The sequence below is a fragment of the Micrococcus sp. genome, assembly GCF_030523875.1.
In the GTDB taxonomy this organism is placed as follows: Bacteria; Actinomycetota; Actinomycetes; order Actinomycetales; family Micrococcaceae; genus Micrococcus.
Genome location: NZ_JAUNHR010000038.1, coordinates 18,071 through 20,933, shown reverse-complemented (window position 1 = coordinate 20,933; position 2,863 = coordinate 18,071). Strand labels below are relative to the sequence as shown.

At 77.8% G+C, this 2,863-nt stretch carries 3 protein-coding genes; 1 reads left to right on the top strand and 2 read right to left on the bottom strand.

The window, feature by feature from the left end:
- A partial coding sequence (locus tag Q4D18_RS06665) for a protein kinase (RefSeq protein ID WP_303126723.1) occupies positions 1-1,135 on the bottom strand: 1,135 nt, incomplete at its 3' end.
- A gap of 153 nt (positions 1,136-1,288) precedes the next feature.
- Here Q4D18_RS06665 and Q4D18_RS06660 point away from each other — a divergent pair.
- On the top strand, positions 1,289-1,645 hold the full coding sequence (locus tag Q4D18_RS06660; RefSeq protein ID WP_303126724.1) for an Rv2175c family DNA-binding protein: 357 nt from the start codon (positions 1,289-1,291) through the stop codon (positions 1,643-1,645).
- A gap of 51 nt (positions 1,646-1,696) precedes the next feature.
- On the opposite strand, the gene Q4D18_RS06655 is transcribed toward Q4D18_RS06660, so the two are convergent.
- Positions 1,697-2,794 (bottom strand): polyprenyl synthetase family protein, encoded by a 1,098-nt coding sequence (locus Q4D18_RS06655; RefSeq protein WP_303126722.1) that lies wholly within the window; start codon positions 2,792-2,794, stop codon positions 1,697-1,699.
- Positions 2,795-2,863: the final 69 nt, after the last annotated feature.

The window sequence follows — 2,863 nt, the reverse complement described above, 5'->3', positions numbered from 1 at the left end:
CACGACGGCGAGCCGGCATCCCGGAGCCCCGACCGTCGGACACGACGGCGACGGGCAGGGTGCGGGTGGCGTCGTCGTCGGGCGGGAGCGCCCCGTCCCGGGGGCCGTCCGCGGCGCGGCGCGGCACCGGCAGGGTCTCGGAGTCCGGGTGCTCCTCGATGTCGATGTCCGCACCGTCGGGGTCCGCGCCGTCGTCGTCCGCCTCGTCCTCCGCGGGGCGCCCGTGCCCCGCGGAGCCCCCGGCCGCGGCGGGCGGGACGTGGTCCAGCTCGGCGTCGGAGAGCCCGGCGCCGACCCGCTCGAGCTCGCCGAGCAGGACGACGGCGTCCTGTGGGCGATCCCGGGGGTCGGGCTCGGTGCACCACAGCACGAGGTCGTCGAGGGACTCGGCGAGCCCGGGCACGAGGGTGGAGGGGACCGGCACGCGCTCGTGCAGGTGCCGGTAGGCCACCTGCAGGGGGCCGGCGGCGGTGAAGGGCTGGCGGCCGGTGAGCAGCTCGAACAGCAGGATCCCGGCGGCGTAGACGTCGGCCCGGGTGTCCGCGTGCTCCCCGGCGATGTGCTCCGGGGCGAGGTAGGCGGGGGTGCCGAGCACGGCCTGGCCCGTGGAGGTGTGGCCCGTGGCGGCGCGGGAGAGGCCGAAGTCCGCCACCGTCACCCGGCCGTCCTCGCGCACCAGGACGTTCTCCGGCTTCACGTCCCGGTGGACCAGGCCCGCGCGGTGGGCGGCCGCGAGGCCGGCCAGGGTCGGCTGCAGCAGGTCGAGGGCGCGGCGCGGGGTCAGGGGCGCCTCGGCGCGGATCACCGAGCGCAGGGTCCGCCCCGCCACGAACTCCATCACCAGGTAGGCGACCGTCTCCCCGGATGCGTCCACGGTGTGGCCCTGGTCCAGCACGGCGACGACGTGGGGGTGGGAGATCCGGGCGGCGGTCTTGGCCTCCCGCTCGAACCGGGCCACGAGCGCGGGGTCCTCCGCCAGGTGCGGGTGCATGACCTTCAGCGCGACCATGCGGTCCAGGCGGTGGTCGAGTGCGCGGTAGACCGTGGACATGCCCCCGCGCGCCACCCTCTCCAGGACCTCGTACCGGTCCTCGACGGTGGTCCCGACCAACGGGTCCCGGCGCGCGCTGCTCATGCCCACCAGGGTAGAGGACCGCCCCGACCGGCCCCGGGGAGCCCGCGCGTGCGGCCGTCGTCGTCCGGGGCGGGCCGCCGGGCGGCCGCGTACAGTGTCCGCGTGAGCACCGAGAACACCACCGCGACCACCGCCGAGCCCCCCGCCGACGCCATCCCCGCCGACCTGGACGCCCTCGTGGGCGAGTGGGTGACGGTGCCGGACGTCGCCGAGCACCTGGACATCCGCGTGACCCGCGTGCACAACCTGGTGTCCGAGCGCCGCCTGCTCGCCGTGCGCCGCCCGGCCCCGCCCGTGCGCTCCGTGCCGGCGGCGTTCCTCACGGAGACCGGGATCCTGGAGCCGCTGCGGGGCACGCTCGTGCTGCTGCAGGACGCCGGGTTCGACGACGGGGAGGCCCTGCGCTGGCTGTTCACGGAGGACGAGTCCCTGCCGGGCCGCCCCGTGGACGCCCTGCGCGAGGGCCACAAGACGGAGGTGCGCCGGCGGGCCCAGGCCCTGGCCTGGTGACCCGCTCCGCGTGAGGAGGAGGTCCGGGCCGGTGGGACGCCGACCGGGGCCTCAGGCCGCGCGCACCGTGTACGCGCGGATGAGCGCGGCCAGCTCCTCCCGCACCGCCGCGGGCACGCCGTGGTCAGCGAGCGCCGCCAGCCCGTCCTCCGCGCGGCGGGACAGGCGGGCCACCTCGTCCGCCACGGACGCGCGGGCGCCGACCTCCTCCAGCCGGTCCTGCCAGTGGCGCACGCGCGCCTCGGCCATGTCCGGGTCGCCGAGCTCGGCGTCGAGGGCGCGGGCCTCCGCCTCGGGCAGCAGCGCCGAGGCGCGGGCCACCAGCACGGTCCGCTTGCCCTCGCGCAGGTCGTCGCCAGCCGGCTTGCCCGTGGCCTCGGGGTCGCCGAAGACCCCGAGCAGGTCGTCCTGGAGCTGGAAGGCGATCCCGAACGGCAGGCTGACCTCCTCGAACGCGGCCTCGAGGGCGTCGTCGGCGCCGGCCAGCAACCCGCCGAAGGCGAGGGGGTGCACGGCGGAGTAGCGGGCCGCCTTGTGCTCGACGACGGCGGACGCCGCCCGCTCGGCCTCCTGCGGGTCGGCCGCGGGCGGGGCCATCTCGGCGGCCACGTCGAGGTACTGGCCCAGCATCACCTCGAAGCGCATCCGCTCCATCTCCGCCCGCGCGCGCTCCGGCCGGGCGCTGCCCTCGAGGGCGCGGGAGAAGGTCGCGTCGCTCAGGGCGAGCGCCACGTCGCCGGCCAGGATGGCCGCGGCCACGCCGAAGTGCTCCGCGTCGTGCCGCCAGCCGAGCTCGCGGTGGCGGGCCTCGAACGCCCGGTGCACGCTCGGCATGCCGCGGCGGGTGTCGGAGCGGTCCAGGATGTCGTCGTGGACGAGGGCCGCGGCCTGGAACAGCTCGAACGCGGCCCCGGCGGTGACGGGCCGGGGGTCGTCCGCGGCCCCGCCGGCGGCCCGCCAGCCCAGCCACGTGAGCACGGCCCGCAGGCGCTTCCCCGCTCCGGTCAGGCGGGCGAGGGCCGCCACGGCCGGCTCGGCGGCGGGGTGGATGCCGGCCGCGCGGGCGCGGTGCTCGGCGAGGATCTCCTCGAGCCGGGCGGCCACGGCGGCGCGGTAGTCGGAGTCAGACGGGGCGGGCTCAGTCGGCATGCGGCCACCCTAGCGGCCGGTCGGTAGGCTCGGGGGATGACCGTCCCGACCGCGCCGAGCGGCCCGCCG

Excerpts from the sequence above, each read along its gene's own strand:
- Q4D18_RS06655 (WP_303126722.1), bottom strand. The coding sequence starts at position 2,794 with ATGCCGACTGAGCCCGCCCCGTCTGACTCCGACTACCGCGCCGCCGTG.